This window comes from Rhodothermales bacterium (assembly GCA_039944855.1).
Taxonomy (GTDB): Bacteria; Bacteroidota; Rhodothermia; order Rhodothermales; family JANQRZ01; genus JBBSMX01.
Genome location: JBDUXZ010000041.1, coordinates 1 through 16,987, shown reverse-complemented (window position 1 = coordinate 16,987; position 16,987 = coordinate 1). Strand labels below are relative to the sequence as shown.

The following is a 16,987-nucleotide window of genomic DNA, read 5'->3' as shown; positions in this document are numbered from 1 at the left end:
CCGCTCGCCGGCCTCTCCGAATCCCCATCTCCGATGAGCGATTTTCCTACCCTCGACGTCCTGGCCCTCGCTGCCCACCCCGACGACGTGGAGCTCTGCGCGGGCGGCACGATGTGCGTCCTCGCCCGCGACGGCTACGCGACCGGCGTCGTCGACTTCACGCGCGGCGAGCTCGGCAGCCGGGGCACGCCGGAGGGGCGGATGGAGGAGGCCGCCGCCGCCGCCGAGATCCTCGGCCTCGCGGCCCGCGACAACCTCGGCCTCCCCGATGGCGACATCCAGAACACGAAGGAGAACCAGCACGCGCTCGTCCGTCTCGTCCGCCGCTACCGCCCGCACATCGTCATCGTCAACGCCCTCGAAGAACGGCACCCGGACCACGAAGCCGCCGCGCGCCTCTCCACCGATGCGCTCTTTTACAGCGGGCTGAGCAAGCTCGCCACGTTCGAGGTCGACGGGAGCCCGCAGGAGCCGTGGCGGCCGAGCCACGTCCTCCACTACATGCAGACCGTGGAGTTCGAGCCGACGTTCGTCGTGGACGTGACGGACGTGTGGGAGCAGCGGACCGCGGCGCTGCAGGCGTTCAAAAGCCAGTTTTTCAACCCGGATTATGTCACCGGGGACGACGAGCCCGAGACGTTTATTTCCAACCCCGACTTCTTCCGGTGGGTCGAGGCGCGGGCGCGGGTCTACGGCTACCGCACCGGCGCCACCTTCGGGGAGCCGCTGCTCTACCGGCACGGCCCGGTGGGTGTGCAGGACTTGATGCGCACGCTCGGCGGTGAAAAGCGCTTCCGGTGAAGCGCTACAGCCAGGCGATGTCGTCGTTTTCGACGGAGAATCGGGGGGCCGGGCGACGGCGCACGAGCAAGCTCACGCCAACGAGGAGTGCGGTGCCGAGCGCGAAGGAGACGTAGGGAGCCATGAGCGTAAGACGTTTGGGGAGAATACCTTCAACGAGTATCGGCAGCGTTGCGTATTCCTCAAACGTGAAGCTCTCTTGCAAAAGGTCAGCCGGCGTCGAAGGCGCTCGCAAGGAAAGCGGAGGCGTCTTCGAAGGGGCGCCCGTCCGGAGCGGCGAGGGCGGAGATGGCGCGCAGCACGTCGTCCGCCTCGTCGACCCACGCCCGGAGGTGGTCCTTGAGACGGGCGAAGAGGGCGTGCGCGTCCGTGGCTTGACGCCCACGTAGCACAGCCACGAGGCGGAGCCGGTCGTCGTCGGAGAGGAGGGCGTCGCCGGGGTGGAGCGCGGCGCGGATCCCATCGGCGACGATCGGGAAGTGTACGGAGGCGGGGACGTGCGGGGGCATGCGGAGCGCGATCGCGAGGAAGCCCTCCTCGGGCTCGGCACGTGCCGCGTCGAAGGCGGCGGCGAAGCGCTCGCGGGAGGCGGCCTCAGCATCGCTCGGCTCGAACAGCGATGCGAGCTCGAAGAAGCGGACGAGAGGCGGGGGCTCGTTCGCCGATCCGGCAGCCCGTTCGGCTCTCGGTTCGGCGGCGGGCTCAATGGGCTCACGGCCGAGCGGATCGAGCCCTAGCCTGTCCCGCCTCCGTCGCGGCGTGGGATGCTCAGGGGGAGGGCCGGTGAGGGCGAACTCGAACGGGTCGGTCGGTACCGCCTCCTGTTCCATGTCTCGCGTCGGGCCTCCTTCTGCGTCGCGAGGGGATGCATCCGGGGTAGCGCTCTCGTGGGAATCGGGGAGGCCCTCCTGTGCGAACGGGTCGGGTCCGGCGTCGTTCGCACTCGGCGGGCGTGGTGCGCTGAAGTCGAAGTAGCGGATGCCTTCTACCTCGTCGCCGGGTCGTTCGTCTTCCGGTCCGGCGATGTCCATGGGGAGGAGGGCGTAGGGTTTCCGCGCAGCTGGAGGGCGAGCGGTGGGTCGGGGAGAAACGTGCCGCAGCCGATTGCTCATGTTAGATCGTAGGTCCCGATGCAGGTGGGCACCGGGCGATGGACGTATCCGAGGACGCCGCCTGACCTCACGTCGTGGTCCGTCTCCCCTTGACGGGACCAGACCTGTTCTCATAACGCACGCCGGGGCGTGGGAGTGAGGACAGAGCGAAGGCCGAAGTTCGCGTCCGGGCAGCACTTTATCAAAGGGTGCACCACAGGTATTTACCCACAGGGATTGCAACGCGATCGCGTCGGTAAAACTCGGCTGAAACCGGAATCCCGTTGCCTCGCGGTCCCGGAGCCTGCGCGCCGATGCGAGCACGCCCGCGCGCGCTCCCGTGAGATTGGAGCTAAGACTCTGAGCGCTTGGCTATGGCGCCCGTACCTCGACCCCTTCGGCACGGGGGACTCGCCTACCCGTCAGTGAGACGAAACGGCCCACGAGCCAGCGAAGCCGTATCACTTCGACACGCGGTCCGAGACACCCGCCGGGCGTAACCCCCTCGGCTGCGGCGGAGGGAAACGGTGGACGACGCTTCGGGAGGCTGAAGGGGGGTAGGCAGGGTTGGAACGGGCCTTGATAGGAGGAGAGCAGACAGGGACAGCAGCGATCAGCGATCCGGGTCCCTGATGATTGGGTGGGAACATGTCTAAAAGCACAGGCGCTGATTTGGGCCAGCGTCTGTGGTGGGGTGGGAGGACCCTCTGCCTGTGGTGGGGCGGGGGGTCCTCCCCATATTTTGAGTGCCGCCGACCCGCTCGGCGGCTCCGCGAAGACCGCTGCGCCCGGTGCCGCCCACGTCGCCCGGCCGTGGCTATCTTCGGAGCCCCTCGTTCCTGACTCGCCACTCCGTATCCCGATGGACGCCGACCTCCGCTCGATCCAACAAGCCCGCGACCTCTTGCAGCGGGCGCACGCCGCGCAGAAACAGTTTGCCACCGCCAGCCAGGAGCAGGTCGACCGCATCGTCGATGCGATGTGCGAGGCGGGCGCGGGCGAGGCGATGCGGCTCGGGCAGCTAGCCCACGACGAGACCGGCTTCGGCAAGCCCGAGAGCAAGCGCGAGAAGAACCTCTTCGCCACGCGCACGCTCCACGAACGGATGCGCGGGATGAAGACCGCCGGCGTCATCGAGAAGTCCGAGGACGGCAAAATCTGGAAGGTCGCCACGCCGATGGGCGTTGTCGCCGCGCTGATCCCGAGCACGAATCCGACGGCGACGGCGATGTACAAAGCCATCATCTCGGCGAAGGCGCGGTGCGGGATCGTGATGAGCCCGCACCCCCGCGCGAAGAATTGCACGGCCGAGGCGCTCCGCGTCGTCGCCGAGGCGGCGTATGCGGCGGGCGCGCCCGAGGGCCTCTTCGGCTGCATGACCGAGGTCACGCTCGAAGGGACGAACGAAATCCTCGAACACAAACACACCGACGTCATCCTCGCTACGGGCGGCGGGGCGATGGTCCGTGCCGCGTACTCGAAGGGGAAGCCTGCCTACGGTGTCGGCAGTGGGAACGTCCCGGCCTACGTCGACCGCTCGGCGAACCTCGCGAAGGCCGCCGCCGACATTCTCACGGGCACCTCGTTCGATTGGGGCACGCTCTGCTCGACCGAGCGCTCCGTCGTCGCCGACCTCCCGATCCGCGACAAGCTGAAGAAGGAATTGCAGCAGCGCGGCGGCCACTTCTGCTCCGACGCTGAGACGGCGAAGCTGCGGAAGACCGTCGCGCCCGACGGCCGCCACCTCAACGTGGACATCGTCGGGCAGAGCCCGAAGCGGATCGCCGAGATGGCCGGGTTCTCCGTCCCCGACGGCACGAAAGCGCTCATCGCCGAGGTCGACGCCGTGGGGCGCGAGGAGCCGCTCTCGATGGAGACGCTCGCGCCGGTGCTCTCGTTCTACGTCGCCGACGGGTGGCAGGCGGGGTGCGAGACGTGCATCGAGATCCTCCACTTCGGCGGGATAGGCCACACGCTCGCCGTCCACGCCGAGAGCCAGCACGTGATCGAGCGGTTCGCCCTCGAAAAGCCGTCGATGCGCATCGTCGTCAACACCGTCGCCGCGCTCGGCTCGGTCGGGCTGACGACGGCGCTGTTCCCGGCGATGACGCTCGGCCCCGGCACGATCGGCGGCTCGATCACGAGCGACAACATCTCGCCGATGCACCTGCTCAACGTGAAGCGCCTCGCCTTCGAGACGGCCCCGCTGAACTCGCCGCAGGGCGAGCCGCTCGCCGCGTCGAAGCCGTCCGGTCGCTCGGCCCCGCGTCCTACGCCGAGCGCCCGGCGTCCGGCCTCGCAGATCGCATCGAACGGCGGCAAGAGTTGGATGGACGAGATCGAAGCGCGCCTCCGCGACCGCGCGGGCAGCAGCCCCGTTTCGAGCGCATCCGCCGGTGGCGATGGCAGCCCGGCTAAACCGCCGGAGAAGCCGTCGGCCTCTGTCCTCCCCATGCCCGACGCGCAGATCGACAAGCTGGTCCAGCGCTTCAAGAAGTAGCGGCTTCGATCACGGCCGCTCCGCTTCGACCTGCTCGGCGATGGCGTCGAAGCCGTTGCCGCGCGCGTAATCGGCGGCGGTCCGGCCCTGGGCGTCGGTGAGCGCCGGGTCGGCGCCGCGCGCGAGCAGGAGGGCGACGAGGTCGGGCTGATTGAAGAGGGCGGCGAAGTGGAGCGCGGTCGCGCTCGCGCCGTTGCGAGCGTCGGGGTTCGCGCCGCCGTCGAGGAGTTGGCGGGCACGGTCGGTGTAGCCTTTGAAGCCCATCCCCATCAGTGGCGTGTTGCCGCCGGCGTCGGGCGCGTCGGGGTCGGCGCCGTGATTGAGCAGGAGGCGCACCATGTCCGCCTGGTCGTTGTAGGCCGCGATCATGAGCAGCGTATAGCCTTTCTCGTTCCGCAGCTCGGGGTTGAGGCCGGCGTCGAGGAAGACGCCGAGCACCTCGGTATCGCCCCGCCGGGCGATTTCGTGGTAGTCGACGTTCTGGAGGTCGATGGGCTCGGGCATAGGACATGCAAACAGGTGGGGGCGACGCGTGCGCATCGCCCCCACGGGTTCAGACGGAGGGGACGGCTCAGTCGCGCTGGGCCTGGCCCTCGGGGACGGCGTCGCGCACGGCCATCGCGGCCTCGGCCGACTGCCCGTCGCCGCCGCTGCGGACGGCCGCGACGGCCTCGCGGACGCGCCGGCCGTACGCCTCGTCGACGTTGTCGAAATGAGCGAACTGGCGGTCGACGATCTCTTGGCGCTTGCAGCCCGCGAGGGAGCCGGCGAGGCTCTGCACGAGCCGCTCCTTCTCCTCATCGCTCATGAGGTGGTAGAGGGCGGCGGCCTGCGAGAAGTCGTCGTGGTCCGCGCGGGAGTTGTAGCGCTCGACGGTCACGTCGCCGAGGTGCCACGCGGGCTCCGCGTAGCTCGGGTCCGGGCGCGGGGCGCCTTCGACCGAGTTCGGGTAGTAGTTCGGGTGGCCGGTGCCCTCGTCGAGCTGGCCGCCGAACTGGCCGTCGCGCATGTAGCTGCGGACGGGCACGCGAGGGCGGTTGACGCGCAGGTCACGGTAGTTAACGCCGATGCGGTAGAGGTGGGCGTCCTGGTAGCTCATCAGCCGGCCCTGGAGCATCTTGTCCGGGCTCGGCCCGATGCCGGGCACGAGGGAGCTCGGGTTGTAGGCCGCCTGCTCCACCTCGTGGTGGTAGTTCTGCGGGTTCCGGTTGAGTTCCAGCGTGCCGACCTCGATGAGCGGGAAGTCGCCGTGCGGCCACACCTTGGTGAGGTCGAACGGGTTGTAGTCGACCTCCGCGGCCTGGGCCTGCGTCATCACCTGGATGTAGGCCGTCCACGTCGGGAAGTCGCCGTTGTCGATGGCCTCCCACAGATCGCGCTGGTGGCTTTCGCGGTCCTGCGCGATGAGGTCGGCGGCCGCCTCATTGGTGAGGCACTCGATGCCCTGGTCGGTCTTGAAGTGGAACTTGACCCAGACGCGCTCGCCCTCGGCGTTGATAAGGGAGTAGGTATGCGAGCCGTACCCGTTCATGTGGCGGTACGTCTTCGGGATGCCGCGGTCGCCGAAGAGCCACGTCACCTGGTGGAGGCTCTCGGGGCAGAGGCTCCAGAAGTCCCACTGCATGTCGGCGTCGCGGAGGTTCGTGTGCGGGTGCCGCTTCTGCGAGTGGATGAACATGGCGAACTTGTACGGGTCGCGCACGAAGAACACCGGCGTGTTGTTGCCGACGAGGTCCCAGTTGCCCTCCTCGGTGTAGAACTTGAGGGCGAAGCCGCGCGGGTCGCGCTCAGCGTCGGCTGCACCGCGCTCACCGGCGACGGTCGAGAACCGGATCGAGATCTCGGTCTCCTTGCCGACCTCCGAGAACAGCGCGGCGCGCGTGTACTTCGTGATGTCGTTCGTGACGGTGAACGTGCCGTAGGCGCCAGAGCCCTTGGCGTGGACCACGCGCTCGGGCACGCGCTCGCGGTTGAACCGCTGCATCTGCTCTTGGAGGACCACGTCCTGCATGAGGAGCGGGCCGCGTGGGCCGGCAGTGAGCGCGTTCTCCTGGTCGGCGATGGGGGCGCCATCGGCGGTGGTGAGGAGGGGGCCGTCTTTCTTGGTCGGGTCGGTAGCCATGGGCGGTCGTGAGCTGGGGCGAGGGGAAAGAGGAAAGGAGAGTAGGAACAGATCGCGCATAGGTCAAATCGACTATGTGTATGATTAGATAGAGTGCGCCTATCCTTTATCTCCACCCTATCCCGATCCCGCCCGCGCGCCCATGACGCTCACCCAGCTTCGCTATGTCGTCGCCGTCGACACGCACCGCCACTTCGGACGGGCCGCCCGGCACTGCTTCATCTCCCAGCCGACGCTGAGCGCGCAGATTCACAAGCTCGAAGCCGAACTCGGCCTCCAGCTCTTCGATCGGAGCCGGAAGCCCGTGCTCCCGACCGACGTGGGGGCGCGTGTGATCGCGCAGGCCCGCGTCGTGCTGCGCGAGAGCGAGCGCGTCGGCGAACTCGTGGCCGAGGCGCGGGGGGAGGTCGCCGGCGAGCTCCGCCTCGGTGTGATCCCGACGCTCGCGCCCTACCTCCTCCCGCTCGTGACGGGCCCGTTCGCCGCGCGCTACCCGCAGGTCACCGTCGTCGTCCGCGAACTCCTGACGGACTCCATCCTCGACCACCTCGCGACGGACCGTCTCGATGCGGGCCTCATCGCGACGGCGGAGGAGCGGCCGGGGGTGGTCGTGCGGACGCTGTTCACGGAGCCCTTCGTGGCCTACGTCGGACTGGACCACCCGCTCGCCGCCGCCGATACGGCGGATCCGCACGCCCTCTCGCTAGACGATATGTGGCTGCTCGGCGAGGGCCACTGCTTCCGCGAACAGGTGCGCGACCTCTGCGCGCAGGCGACGGGGAGCGGCAGTGCGCGGCCGATCCGGTTCGAGAGTGGGAATCTGGAGACGCTTCGGATGATGGTCGACCGGGCGGGTGGCGTCACGCTTCTACCCTACCTCGGGACCTTGCCGATGGGGGATGCGGAGCGGCGTCACGTCCGCCCCTTCGTCAAGCCCATGCCGAAGCGTGACGTGCGGGTGGTCTACGGTCGGGCGTACCTCAAGCGCGCGCTCATCGACGCCTACGTCGAGGTCGTCACCGAAACGGTCGAGCCGTGGCTCGAAGCGATACGGTCGGACCTCTGAGGTTAACCGGCGGCCCGCTGTAACTCGTCGGACTCGTAGACGTGGACGCCGAGCGCGCGGATCTGCGCCGCCGCGACGAGGGCCGCGGCGACGGCGTCGGCGCTGATGGGGCGGTACTTCCGCAGTGGCCCGGCCATGAGCGAGGCGACGGGCTGCATGAGCCGCTGCGACAACTTTTCGCCCGGCCGGTTCTCGTCGCGCTCGCCGAGGAGGAGGGCAGGGCGGAGGATCTGCACGGCCTCGAACGGCAGCCGGGCGATGGCCTCTTCCATCGCGCCCTTCGTCCGGTTGTAGAAGATCCGCGAGCCCGCGTCCGCGCCCATCGCGCTGACGACGAGGAACTGCCCGGCTCCGTGTGCCACCGCCGCGCGCGCGAAGGCGACGACGTAGTCGTGGTCGACGCGCCAGAAGGCCTCTTGCGAGCCGGCGTCGTTGATCGTCGTCCCGAGGCAGCAGAACGCGGTGTGCGACGCCGGGAAGTCCTCGACGTGCGGGAGCCGGTCGAAGTCGAGCGTCCGCTGCTCCAGCTTCGGGTGCGCGAGGTCGAGCGGGCGGCGGCCGACGGTGACGACGCGGCCCCACGTCTCGGCGTCGAGCAGGCGGCGGACGAGGTGGCTACCGACGAGCCCCGTGGCTCCGGCGACGAGGGCGATGCGAGCGGACATAGGCGGCGGCGTGGGTGGGCCGTGGACACGCGCCAACGCTCGGGAAGTTCAGCGGTTCAGGCGTCGTTCGAGCTGAGTTGGTCGTGGCCGCACTGGGTGCAGCGGTACTCGCCCGTCCACACGTTCGTGACCCACGGCGCGGTCGTCTCGCAGTGCGAGCAGCGGCCCCAGTAGGCATGGGCGTGGAAGGCGGTGGCACGGCCGGCGCGGAGCGCGCGGCGGAAGTCGCGGAGCAGGTTCATCTCGGTGCGGGTTCGTGAAGGGCGGCAAGAACGGGGAGAGAGGAGCGCCCGTCTCGCTGTCAGCCGTTCGAGGGGTGGGACTGGTCGTGGCCGCAGCGGGTGCAGCAGAGGTCGCCGTTCTGCGTGGGGGTGACCCAGGGCAGGGTCTCGTCGCAGTGCGAGCAGCGGCCCCAGTGGGTCGGGGTCGTGATCGAGCCCATGCGGGTCGCCCAGAGGACGCGGTCGATATAGCGGATGATGTTCATAACAACGGGAGTTTCGTAGTGGGGAAGCGCATCAACGAGGGGTATCGACGGGTGTTGCCGCACGGCGGCAATCGAAGCGCTTCCTGAACACAGAGTTAATCTTGAAGCGCTTCCGGGACCGCTTCCGGTCCGGTTTCGTGTTGCGAAAAGCTTCGCCGTCGCCCCGCTTCCGCACCCCGTCGCGGTGTGGTATGTTGCGTCCCCGCCCGCCCCGCCCTGCGTTCCCGCCTGCATGTCCACTGCCCGTCGCCTCCCGCCCGTCCCCCCCGCGCACGCCCCGACCGACGGCCTCCCCGGCATCACGCTCTCCCACGGATTCCGCTTCCGGCGCGGGCAGGCCGCATTCCTGACGAAGCTCGCCGAGGCGTTCGAGCGCGGCGAGACGAACCACCTCGGCGTATTCGTCCCCGGCTACGGGAAAACGATCACCGCGCTCGCCTCGTTTCTCGTCGCACGCGCGCTCGGCGTGGCGGACAAGCTCGTCGTCTTCGTCCCCCGTGGCAACCTCCGCGACCAGTACGCCGACCCCGACGAACTCGCCGAGGTCTTCCGCCACCTCGGCGCGCCGCCCCTCTCGTTCTGCATCGCCGACTCCGAGCGCGTCTTCCTCAAGAACCTGAGCACGGACATCATCATCACGACGTACCAGTACGCGAGTGGCGAGGGCGGGCACCGGGCCCTCCTCGAATACACGCGGCGCGGGCGCTGCCTCTTCGTGTTCGACGAAGTCCACCACCTCTCCGAGGACGGGCTGTGGGCGCAGAAGATCGAGCAGTTCCCCCACACGGCGAGTGTCGCCCTCTCCGGCACGCCGATGCGGAGCGACAACAAGACCCTCTTCGGCGTCCCCTTCCACGTCGGCGACGACGGCGACCAGTATTACGAGGCGCTCCACGAAGTCACGATGCGCGATGCGCACGAGGAGGGAAAGATCCTCAAGCGCGTCGACGCCCACGTCGTCGACTACCGGCTGAAGCTCGTGCGCGGCGACACCGGCGAGGAGGTCGAGATGTCGCTCTCGGCGATGGCGGAACTCGGGCGGACGAGCAAGGAGGTCGACGTCTACCTCGCCCGGCGCAAGCTCCGCTTTCACGACGTCTACCTCGAGACGCTCCTCGGGCCGGCGTTCGAGCGCTTCGCCGAGAAGCGGAAGACGCTGCAGCAGGAGATGGTCCGCTCCGGGCACGCGGCGAAGGGCCCGTTCCGCAACCACCAGATGCTCGTCATCGGGATGAGCAACCGCCACGCCGCCGCGATCCTCGACTTCGTCCGCGCCCGCTTCCCCGCGTTCGCGAGCGCCCGCATCGGGCAGGACGTGCCGGCGCCCGAGCGCGAGGACCTGCTGCAGCAGTACCGCGACGGCCGGCTCGACGTGATGGTGCAGGTGGACATGATCGGTGAGGGCACCGACATCAAGCCGATCTCCGTCATCGTCAAAGCCGACCTCGTCCGCGCCTACTCGAAGACGATGCAGCAGGTCTTCCGCGGCATGCGCTACTTCGACGGGTTCTCCGACGATCAGAACCGCTGCGACATCTACGCCGCGAACGACTCCGACGTGGTGCACACGCTGGAGTGGATCACGGCCGAGGAGCAGATCGGCGTGAAGATGCGGAAGCAGCAGGCCGCGCGCGAGGCCCCGGCCGCCGCGCCGAGCGAGCAGTCCCCGTGGGAACTCACGAGCGTGCAGCACCGCGACATCCGCACGCACTCCCTCGAGCTCTTCCCCGGCTACGTCCGCTCGTCGAGCACCTTTCACCGCGAGATCCCCGCGCCGGAGCCGGAGGCGGAGCAGGTGATCGACGTGAACAAGCGGGAGCGGGAGCTGCGGCAGGAGTGCGCCCGGCTCGCGTCGGAGCTGTCGTTCTTCCTGCAGGGGCGCGGCCTCAGCGTGGACGTCCGGGAGATCCACGCCCGCGCCAAGCTCCGCCTCGCGAAGTCGCAGGGCGATCTCAGCCTCGGCGAACTCGAGAAGAAACAGGAGTGGCTGGAGCGCTGCCTGCGGTCGGGGCGGCTGCTCTGAGCGAAGGGCGGGGGCATGCCGTAAGGGCCGGGCGCCGGTCGGGGTAGGCCCGTGCGAGGATTTCCCCTACGGGGCCCTGAGGATCGGTCCCGCGCAGGGCGTGGTGAAGTGCTGCACCGTGGCTTAGGGATGCACCGGCAGTGGGCGGCCCTGGGGATTCGTTGCTTTGGATCGGACGCTGCGATGGACTCCGGCGTCCGCCGACTTCCTTCCATCTCCACCGCACTGCCATGAAACGCTCCCTCCTCCTGACCGTCGCCCTCGCCTTCCTCGCCCTCGGCGTGGCCGGCTGGGCCGTCCAATCGTACACCTTCGAGTCCAGCAGCAAGATCTGGGTCGAGGGCACCTCCAGCGTCCACGACTGGGAATGCCAGGTCGCGCAGTTCGCCGGTGCCGTCGATGCGGAGGCGGGCGAGAACGGCTTGGCCAAACTCAGCGGCACGACCCTCGCCGTCCCCGTCCGCGGCATCGACTGCGACAACGGCACGATGAACGGGAAGCTCCGCGACGCGCTCGGCTCGACGCCCATCCGCTACACCCTCACGAGCGCCACGCTCGGCGCGCCCGCCGCCGAGGGCTGGATCACGATCCGCACGACGGGCCAGCTCACGATCGCCGGGACCACGCGGCCCGCGCAGATGGAGGTGAAGGGCAAGGCGATCGACGGCAACCGCTTCCGCTTCACCGGCCAGCACGCGCTCAAGATGACCGACTTCGGCGTCGACCCGCCGACCGCGCTCCTCGGCACGCTCAAGACCGGCGACCAGGTGACCGTCCACTTCGACGCCACCGTCAGCCGCTAACACGTCGCCATCCTCTGGCTTGCCCGTGGCAGGGCCCCCGGTTTCGACCGGGGGCCCTGCTGCGTTGCGGGGGAACGCCCCACACGGACCTGGGGAAAGGGCCGACGCGGGGGGTAGCGAAGGGATGCACCGCCGGGTAGGGATGGACCGGCAAAGGGTGCGCTCCAGGCTCCGTTTCTTGGGTACGAGCGATGACGACCCCCTCGCTCGCGATTGCTCACCGCGCTCTACCCCGCCTCGGCGGACCGCACCATGACTCCCCGCATCGCCACCGCCTTCCTGCTCCTCCTCGCCCTCGCCCTCCTCGGCGCGGCGGCGACGGCGCAGGCGCAGTACACCGTCCGCGACGCCAGCCGGTTCTGGATCGACGGGACCTCGACGGTGAGCGCGTTCACGTGCGCCGCCTCTGAAGTCGCCGGGTCCGGGTCCGTCGACGAGGTGGCGATGAACGCGGCGCGGCAGGCCGACCTCCGCGCCGAAGTCGTCATCCCCGTGCGCGCCTTCGACTGCGGCGTCCGCCAGATGAACCGCGACTTCTACGAAGCCCTCAAGGGCCAGGCGTACCCCGCCGTCCGCTTCGCGCTCCGCCACGCCGAAGTCCTTTCCTCGGCCGCCGCCTCGGAGTGGACGCCGGTGAAGGTGTGGGGCACGCTCACGCTCGCCGGCGCGCAGCGCCCCGTCGTCGTGACGGCGCGCGGGCAGCGGCTCGCCGACGGCCGCGTCCGCATCCAGGGCCGCCACGCCCTCCGCATGACCGACTTCGACATCGACCCCCCGAGCGGCCTCCTCGGACTCGTCCGCGCCCACGACGACATCGTGGTGCGGTTCGACCTCCTGGCCTCGACGGCAGGGGCCAACTAGCCCCTTTACCCCCGCACCAACCCACCCTCAACCCTTCCTACCATGCAACGCCATCTCACCCTCCTCATCGCGCTTTTCCTCCTCACCGGGAGTGCCTTCGCGCAGCAAGCCACCAGCCTGGAGTACTACCGGCCTGCGGGCCAGGCGGGCGTCAACATGTTCGAGATCCCCAAGCAAGCCCACATGCAGCAACAGGGCATCCAGATCACGCCGTTTGACGGATTGAAAGTCCACGTCGGTGGCGACTTCGCCATCCAGTTCCAGGGCCTGAGCCAGTCGAACGACTCCACGAACCTCGTCGACCTCGCGCCGAACTTCGCGCTGCCGACGGCGAACCTCAACGTCGACGTCCAGATCGCGAACGGGATGCGGATGCACCTCCGCACCTACCTCTCGTCGCGCCACCACACCGAGGCCTACGTCAAGGGTGGCTACTTCCAGGTGGACAACCTGAACTTCATCCAGGAGGACTTCCTCGCGGGCGTGATGGACGTCGCGCGGCTCCGCTTCGGCATGGACCAGCCCAACTACGGCGACGTCCACTTCCGCCGCTCCGACAACGCCGACGTGATGTTCAACCCGTTCGTCGGCAACTACCTCATGGACTCCTTCACCACGGAGCCGTTCGCGGAAGCGACCGTGCTGAGCAACGGGCTCATCGGTGTCGCCGGCATCACGAACGGCCGCCTCAACCAGAGCCCGGTCTCGGGTGACAACGGCGTCGCGGTGTACGGCAAGCTGGGCTACGACAGTCAGATCAACGAAACGCTCCGCGCCCGCCTCACGGGGTCCGTCTACCACAGCACGGAAGACGGCACGCGCGACTACCTCTACGGCGGCGACCGCGCCGGTGCCCGCTACTACAACGTCCTCGAAGTCATCGACGAGGCGCGGCCCAGCGACTTCCTGCCCCGCTTCAATCCCGGCTTCCCGCACCAGACGGCCGTCCAGATCAACCCGTTCGTGCAGTACGATGTGGCCGAGAACCTGGGCGTCGAGTTCTTCGGCGTGTTCGAGCGGAGCATGGGCGGCGGCGAGGCCGAGGTGGCGGGCGTCATGACCAACCGCGGCGCCTTCACGCAGCTCGGCGGCGAACTGCTCCTCCGGTTCGGCTCGGAGCGTGATTTCTACCTCGGCGGCCGATACAATGCCGTCAACGGAAGCACCATGGACGGCGGCCCCGACCAGGAGATCTCGCGCTTCAACGTCGGCGGCGGCTGGTTCCTCACGGAGAACGTCCTCACGAAGGTGGAGTACGTGAACCAGTCCTACAGCGGTGACGGCTTCATTGGCAACGCCAAATACGAAGGGGCCGAGTTCAACGGCGTCGTCGTCGAAGCGGCCATCAGCTTCTAACCGCGCAGCCCCTTCGGGCGGCTCTCCTCCTCCGACCGCCCGAGCGATCGCGGCCCCGGCTCCCAGTGAGTCGGGGCCGCCTTGCGTTCACCCGCGTCGAAGCCGCTCCGCGAAGTCGTCGGGCAGCCGCCACGGATCGCGCGGGACGGCGCCCCAGCGGAAGCGGGGGACGAGCGCCCGCGCCGAGACCGGCGTCGGCGCGTCGGCGAGTGCGAGTGAGTGGGCGAGCGCGCCGACGACGGAATCGGGCACGACCCCGGCGGCGCGAAGGCTGCGGAGCGTCAGCCCCTCGTCGCGCTTCGAGAGCTTCTCGCCCTCGGCGTTCACGACGAGCGGGAGGTGGGCGTAGGCCGGCGGCGTGCCGCCGAGCGCTTCGATCAGCTGGACCTGCCGCGCCGTCGAGTCGAGCAGGTCGGCGCCGCGCACGACCTCGGTGACGCCCATCGCGAGGTCGTCCACGACGACGGCGAGTTGGTACGCGAAGAGCTCGTCGCGGCGCTTGAGGACGAAGTCGCCCGTCGACGCGCTCACGCGCTCCTCGACGACACCCTGCACGCGATCCTCGAACCGGACGACGGCGTCATGAACGCGGAAGCGGAGCGCGGCGTCGGCGTCCTCTTTCGCGCGGAGCCGGGCGAGCCAGTCCAGGGGGAGCGATGCGGGGCGGAGCGACGGCGGATACGGCGGCAACCCACTCACTCCGTGGGGCGCGGAGGCGATCTCGCGGAGGTCGCTGCGGGAGACGCGGCAGGGGAACAGTCGCCCTGCCTCGGCGAGCCGGTCGAGCGCCGCTTCGTACAGAGCGTAGCGCTCGGACTGCACGTAGGGCGCGTGCGGCCCGCCCGCGTCCGGCCCCTCGTCCCAGTCGAGCCCGAGCCAGCCCAAGTCCTCCAGCGCTGCCTCGGCGGTTCCGGCGATGGCGCGCGGCGGGTCGAGGTCTTCGATCCGCCACAGGAACGCGCCGCCCCGGCTCCGCACGGAGAGCCACGCCGCGAGCGCCGTCCGCGCACTGCCGACGTGGAGCAGCCCGGTCGGGCTCGGGGCGAAGCGGCCACGGGGGAGGGAGGAATCCGTCATGGGACCGCGCTACCGAACGGGACGCCGCCCGGTTCCAGCAGACGCCCGGCCGAACCCCGGCGAGGCGGGACCGTATCACTCGCTCCCTTCTCCAACTTCACTTCTCTCCTCTCATGGCCGACCAATCCCCCGAACGCAATCTCCAGACCCGCTCCGCCGACGACGTGGCTGAGAACTCTGTGACCGGCACGAGCGCCGACAATTCCGACCGCGACCAGACCGGCGACGACAACCTCAAGGAGGGCCGCCTCAAGCAGAAGCGGACCGTGCAGGGCGGCGGCGGCGGCAGCACCGGCGGCGGCGGTGGAAAGAAGCCGGGCTGAGCCGCTAGAGAAACACGTCGAACGCGGTCCCGACGACGGTGTCGAGCAGCGACGAGCGGAAGCGGTCGAGCCGGGCGAGGCCGAGGCCGGCCTGCTTCAGCGCCTCCAACTCGGCGAGGTCGCGCTTGCCCTGCACGAGCCACGTGAAGTCCTCCGGCGTGAGGTCGCCCGCTTCGAGCAGGGCCGTCCACCGCGCGAGGTCCGCCTCGGCCGTGGCGACGAACGCGCGGCCGTCGTCGAGCGCGGCGGCCGCGACCTCGTCCCATTCCTCTTCGACGAGCATGCGGAGGCGGTCGAGGAGGGTGTCGCGAAAAAGGGCGAAGTCAGGCATGTCGGTCACTCCACATCGGTGGGGCGGAGCTTGCCGCTCTCCAGCCCAATGATGGTGTCGAAGGCGTCGGCGACGAGCCGCTGCGCTTCCGCCGTGAAGACGGGCGAGAGCGAACCCGCGGATTCCCATCGCGCGAGGAAGCCGCCGAGGAGGTTGCGCTCAGGGTCGGCGAGGACGGCCCACTGCCGGGCCGAGAGGCCGTTCTTCGGGCGGCCGTGCGCGAACTCGTAGGCTTTGGCGAGGTCGAGGCGCAGCGCCTCGACCTCAGCGCGGTGGACCTCGAACGGCTCCGTGGCGTCGCCCATCAGCGCGAGCGCCTCCACCTTGAGCGAGACGGCCTGCTCGTACGCCCGCTCGCTGAACGGCGCGATCGTAGGGGCGCATCCCGCGGCCATCGCGAGCGTCGCGGCGAGCACGACGACGAGCACGCTGGTGTGCCGGAGAGGGGACGGGAGACGACGCATGACGAACCGGGCCGACGGGCGAGGACGGGGAACTTTTTAATGATAGGGAGGGAACAGCACAGAGCCAACTCGCCCCGCGCTAACACATCCTTCCCCCGCGACGAGGGACTCGCACCGGGCGTTCCGCTTCGTTCGGGCACCTACGAAAGCATGCGTTCCGCTGCGGCTCCGTCTCGTCCGTAGCTGGCGTGGTCATTGCTTTGCTGCGCTCGGCGTGATAGCCCCGCGACGGTTACGCACGTCCGCTCCCTCTTCTCTCTTCTCGCAAGACCTTCTCCGATGGCTACGAAAAAGAGCTCGACGACGACTCCCCCCGCGAACGCTCCGGCCGCGTCCAGTGCGAAAGCGCCCCGCTCCACCGAGGCGCCTGCCGCCGAGGTCGACGGCCTCCGGGGCATCACCCCGCGCGCCCTCCTCGACGTGCTCACCGCCGTTCAGAAGGGCGACTTCTCAGTCCGCCTCGTCGTGGACGAAAACGGGACGGCGGCGCGCGTTGCCGACGCGCTCAACACCGTGATTGCGCAGAACGAGGAGATGACGGCCGAGCTCGGCCGCGTCGCCGACGCCGTCGGCAAAAAGGGACGGCTCGCGGAGCGGGCCTCGATTTCCGGCGCAACCGGCGGGTGGCGCTCCATCGTCGACTCCGTCAACGAGCTCATCTTCGACCTCGGGCAGCCCGTCCACGAGGTCGAGCGCGTGATCGGCGCCGTCGCCAAAGGCGACCTGTCACAGAAGATGGACCTCGAGATCGACGGCCGGGCGATGCGCGGGGAGTTCCTGCGCACCGGCAAAATCGTGAACACGATGGTGGACCAGCTGTCCGCTTTCGCGAGCGAAGTGACGCGCGTGGCGCGCGAAGTCGGCGCCGAGGGCAAGCTCGGCGGGCAGGCCGAGGTGCCCGGCGTCTCGGGGACGTGGAAGAACCTCACCGACAACGTGAACTCGATGGCGTCGAACCTCACGGCCCAAGTTCGCAACATCGCCGAGGTCACGACGGCCGTGGCGAACGGCGACTTG

The 16,987-nt window shown here is 69.2% G+C and carries 18 protein-coding genes; 9 read left to right on the top strand and 9 right to left on the bottom strand.

Annotated features, from left to right (window positions below):
• The first annotated feature begins 33 nt into the window (after positions 1–33).
• Positions 34–801 carry a bacillithiol biosynthesis deacetylase BshB1 gene (gene bshB1, locus ABJF88_19605; GenBank protein ID MEP0549147.1) on the top strand — a complete coding sequence of 256 codons (768 nt, stop codon included), beginning with the start codon at positions 34–36 and terminating at the stop codon, positions 799–801.
• Between the two features lie 209 nt (positions 802–1,010).
• Here the strand turns inward: bshB1 and ABJF88_19600 are convergent, their stop codons facing one another.
• Positions 1,011–1,832 carry a hypothetical protein gene (locus ABJF88_19600; GenBank protein ID MEP0549146.1) on the bottom strand — a complete coding sequence of 274 codons (822 nt, stop codon included), beginning with the start codon at positions 1,830–1,832 and terminating at the stop codon, positions 1,011–1,013.
• An 802-nt stretch (positions 1,833–2,634) separates the two neighbouring features.
• On the opposite strand from ABJF88_19600, the gene ABJF88_19595 reads away from it, so the two are divergent.
• A complete protein-coding gene (locus ABJF88_19595; GenBank protein ID MEP0549145.1) occupies positions 2,635–4,392 on the top strand; it encodes an aldehyde dehydrogenase family protein in 1,758 nt (585 codons plus the stop codon).
• A gap of 9 nt (positions 4,393–4,401) precedes the next feature.
• Here the strand turns inward: ABJF88_19595 and ABJF88_19590 are convergent, their stop codons facing one another.
• Entirely contained in the window at positions 4,402–4,896 is a 495-nt protein-coding gene (locus tag ABJF88_19590; protein ID MEP0549144.1) for an ankyrin repeat domain-containing protein, read from the bottom strand.
• A 67-nt stretch (positions 4,897–4,963) separates the two neighbouring features.
• Positions 4,964–6,514 carry a catalase gene (locus ABJF88_19585; GenBank protein ID MEP0549143.1) on the bottom strand — a complete coding sequence of 517 codons (1,551 nt, stop codon included), beginning with the start codon at positions 6,512–6,514 and terminating at the stop codon, positions 4,964–4,966.
• Positions 6,515–6,656: 142 nt separating this feature from the next.
• Here ABJF88_19585 and ABJF88_19580 point away from each other — a divergent pair, with 142 nt between their 5' ends.
• A complete protein-coding gene (locus ABJF88_19580; protein ID MEP0549142.1) occupies positions 6,657–7,580 on the top strand; it encodes a LysR substrate-binding domain-containing protein in 924 nt (307 codons plus the stop codon).
• 2 nt (positions 7,581–7,582) lie between these two features.
• On the opposite strand, the gene ABJF88_19575 is transcribed toward ABJF88_19580, so the two are convergent.
• Genes ABJF88_19575 through ABJF88_19565 form a run of 3 tightly spaced genes read right to left on the bottom strand, consistent with a single transcriptional unit; the run spans position 7,583 to position 8,732 of the window.
• A complete protein-coding gene (locus ABJF88_19575; GenBank protein ID MEP0549141.1) occupies positions 7,583–8,245 on the bottom strand; it encodes an NAD(P)H-binding protein in 663 nt (220 codons plus the stop codon).
• 56 nt (positions 8,246–8,301) lie between these two features.
• Positions 8,302–8,487, bottom strand: coding sequence for a hypothetical protein (locus ABJF88_19570; protein MEP0549140.1), 186 nt, complete (start codon positions 8,485–8,487; stop codon positions 8,302–8,304).
• A 59-nt stretch (positions 8,488–8,546) separates the two neighbouring features.
• Positions 8,547–8,732 carry a hypothetical protein gene (locus tag ABJF88_19565; GenBank protein MEP0549139.1) on the bottom strand — a complete coding sequence of 62 codons (186 nt, stop codon included), beginning with the start codon at positions 8,730–8,732 and terminating at the stop codon, positions 8,547–8,549.
• Positions 8,733–8,964: 232 nt separating this feature from the next.
• Here ABJF88_19565 and ABJF88_19560 point away from each other — a divergent pair, with 232 nt between their 5' ends.
• The 4 genes from ABJF88_19560 to ABJF88_19545 all read left to right on the top strand — a co-directional run bounded on the left by ABJF88_19560 (position 8,965) and on the right by ABJF88_19545 (position 13,775).
• Entirely contained in the window at positions 8,965–10,755 is a 1,791-nt protein-coding gene (locus ABJF88_19560) for a DEAD/DEAH box helicase family protein (protein ID MEP0549138.1), read from the top strand.
• A 230-nt stretch (positions 10,756–10,985) separates the two neighbouring features.
• A complete protein-coding gene (locus ABJF88_19555) occupies positions 10,986–11,558 on the top strand; it encodes a YceI family protein (protein MEP0549137.1) in 573 nt (190 codons plus the stop codon).
• A 252-nt stretch (positions 11,559–11,810) separates the two neighbouring features.
• Positions 11,811–12,419: a YceI family protein gene (locus ABJF88_19550; protein ID MEP0549136.1), complete on the top strand. Its 609-nt coding sequence runs from the start codon at positions 11,811–11,813 to the stop codon at positions 12,417–12,419.
• A 42-nt stretch (positions 12,420–12,461) separates the two neighbouring features.
• The gene (locus tag ABJF88_19545; GenBank protein ID MEP0549135.1) at positions 12,462–13,775 is read left to right on the top strand and encodes a hypothetical protein; all 1,314 of its coding nucleotides are present in this window, start codon (positions 12,462–12,464) and stop codon (positions 13,773–13,775) included.
• Between the two features lie 87 nt (positions 13,776–13,862).
• Here the strand turns inward: ABJF88_19545 and gluQRS are convergent, their stop codons facing one another.
• Entirely contained in the window at positions 13,863–14,852 is a 990-nt protein-coding gene (gene gluQRS / locus ABJF88_19540) for a tRNA glutamyl-Q(34) synthetase GluQRS (protein ID MEP0549134.1), read from the bottom strand.
• A gap of 113 nt (positions 14,853–14,965) precedes the next feature.
• Between gluQRS and ABJF88_19535 the strand changes: the two genes are divergently transcribed.
• Positions 14,966–15,175: a hypothetical protein gene (locus ABJF88_19535; GenBank protein ID MEP0549133.1), complete on the top strand. Its 210-nt coding sequence runs from the start codon at positions 14,966–14,968 to the stop codon at positions 15,173–15,175.
• Positions 15,176–15,179: 4 nt separating this feature from the next.
• On the opposite strand, the gene ABJF88_19530 is transcribed toward ABJF88_19535, so the two are convergent.
• Together ABJF88_19530 and ABJF88_19525 are read right to left on the bottom strand one after the other, a co-directional pair.
• Positions 15,180–15,506 carry a hypothetical protein gene (locus ABJF88_19530; GenBank protein ID MEP0549132.1) on the bottom strand — a complete coding sequence of 109 codons (327 nt, stop codon included), beginning with the start codon at positions 15,504–15,506 and terminating at the stop codon, positions 15,180–15,182.
• A 5-nt stretch (positions 15,507–15,511) separates the two neighbouring features.
• A complete protein-coding gene (locus ABJF88_19525; protein ID MEP0549131.1) occupies positions 15,512–15,970 on the bottom strand; it encodes a hypothetical protein in 459 nt (152 codons plus the stop codon).
• 279 nt (positions 15,971–16,249) lie between these two features.
• On the opposite strand from ABJF88_19525, the gene ABJF88_19520 reads away from it, so the two are divergent.
• The coding region (locus tag ABJF88_19520) for a HAMP domain-containing protein (protein MEP0549130.1) at positions 16,250–16,987 on the top strand (738 nt) is incomplete at its 3' end.